Source organism: Bathymodiolus platifrons methanotrophic gill symbiont, assembly GCF_002189065.1.
Taxonomy (GTDB): domain Bacteria; phylum Pseudomonadota; class Gammaproteobacteria; order Methylococcales; family Methylomonadaceae; genus Methyloprofundus.
In genome coordinates this window covers 1-1,868 of sequence record NZ_BDMN01000446.1, presented here as the reverse complement: position 1 = coordinate 1,868, position 1,868 = coordinate 1, and the positions used below count along the sequence as shown (strand labels likewise).

2 protein-coding genes are annotated in these 1,868 nt (G+C 38.2%); both read left to right on the top strand.

The genetic code is table 11. From position 1 onward, the window contains the following. Positions 1-307, top strand: a 307-nt coding sequence (locus tag CDZ78_RS19110) for an IS1 family transposase (RefSeq protein WP_244559297.1), incomplete at its 5' end; no start/stop codon positions are given. Positions 308-446: 139 nt separating this feature from the next. Continuing rightward, positions 447-1,574 carry an Lcl C-terminal domain-containing protein gene (locus CDZ78_RS19105; RefSeq protein ID WP_167374412.1) on the top strand — a complete coding sequence of 376 codons (1,128 nt, stop codon included), beginning with the start codon at positions 447-449 and terminating at the stop codon, positions 1,572-1,574. Positions 1,575-1,868: the final 294 nt, after the last annotated feature.

Here is a 1,868-nt window from a genome sequence, read left to right as displayed (position 1 = left end):
TGCTTATGTATTTGGCAAGCGTAAAGATGATGTTTTCAAAGAGCTAAAAGCCTTACTGACTCCTTTTGAAATAAGCAGATATTATACAGATGACTGGGGGGCTTATGAGCGAAACTTAGATGTAAATGAACATGAAATAGGCAAACAAAACACTCAAAAAATTGAACGAAAAAACCTAAATTTTAGAACATGGATTAAACGCTTAACGCGTCGAACAATCTGTTTTTCCAAAATAGAACAAATGCATGATATTGTCATTGGACTATTAATTAATAAAGTCGAATTTGGACGAGATATTCATGCCTAATAACAGATTTAACCCACCACCAGGTATACCTGCAAGACTTAGGTGATGAGGAATTCGCTTGGGTGCATGTTTGGCGTAGCCTTAGAGAACCTATCCACATGTCATGATTAAGGAATATCTTTTAAAAAAGGGGGCTAACATGAAAAAAATAACGTTACTACTGGTTTTATTAAGTTTTCAAAGCGTAAATGCGTCGGGGTTTGAACCCCTTAGACCTACTCAACTGACGAATAAGTATCGGGTTGGAGATATGGGGCCTTCTGGAGGTCTGGTGTTGTCAGTGTCTATTTCTGGTAATAGTGGGGTAGAAGCAGCACCTTTTGACCTCGATGATTACTACCCTGATTATCCAGAGTTTGAGCTAACATGGTTTGAAGCTAAAGAATACCTAGAGAATCACTGGGATCATAATCAACACCTAGATTGGAGGTTGCCGTCTATCGATGAACTTAAGATAATAAAAGATATTCAAGATTCTGGTTTAGAAACTAACATGAAAGAATCTTTGTATTGGAGTGGTACAACTTTTCATAATGAAGATGATGAATGGTCGGCTTATATTTATTCTTTCTACCCCGATGAATATTCGCAAGTAGACTCCCGGGTAAAATATAGACCCGTATACGCTGGATATAAGCTGTATACCCGCCCGGTTCGTCGATTCACATGGGAGGATAATATATGTGATCATCTTGATAACTTGAATAACGAAGAAAAGAAAGACTTTGTTGATATTTTATCAATTGATGATAGGAAGGAAATTCAGAACTCTGAGTGCTCAATAGAATACAATGTCGGTGATGTTGGTCCCGCAGGTGGATGGGTGTTTTTTGTAAATGAAGATGGTTCTCATGGACTAGAAGCTGCACCAGAGGATGTCCGCGGACAATGGCTTTGTCATTACAAAAGCCTCGAAGGTAAAGCGTTAAGGCGTGGACTAGGTGAAGGGAAAGAAAACACATTAGACATGATAGAATACGAATGTCTTGGTGTGGCAGCCACTGTTGATAGATATGCGGTAAATGGTTACGATGACTGGTACTTGCCAAGTCATGGGGAGCTTGACCTGATGTACAGCAATATTAATGAAATAGGAAACTTTCAAAAGACTGGAGGAAGACTGGATACAATGTATTGGACTTCAACAACTAATGAGATATATCAAAACTCCCTAAGATTCAGTTATATACGCGATTTCAGGAATGGATGGTCAAACTTAGCTGAGAAAACATTTAATTTCCGAGCAAGACCAACTCGAGAATTTTAGAGGCTCTGCTTAATTCATCTAAAAGGTTGCAATCTTTAGACCAAACCATATAATTTTAGCAGTAGAAGATTCCCACACAGTGCTCTTCTACTGCTAAAAGGCAGGATCTAAAGATTAAAAACATAATTAAAATGAAATTGAGAATAATAAAATGAAAGATACAAGAAGTAGAATCAAGATTTATCTTATGCTATTTGCATTTCTAAATAGCATGAATGTGACTGCGGGAGGATTTGGATCCGCGGATGGAGATACCGGATTTGGGAAATGGGATACCCAGGAGGTGGAGGAGGA

Coding starts and splice junctions, on each gene's coding strand:
- CDZ78_RS19105 (WP_167374412.1), top strand. CDS start 447: ATGAAAAAAATAACGTTACTACTGGTTTTATTAAGTTTTCAAAGCGTA.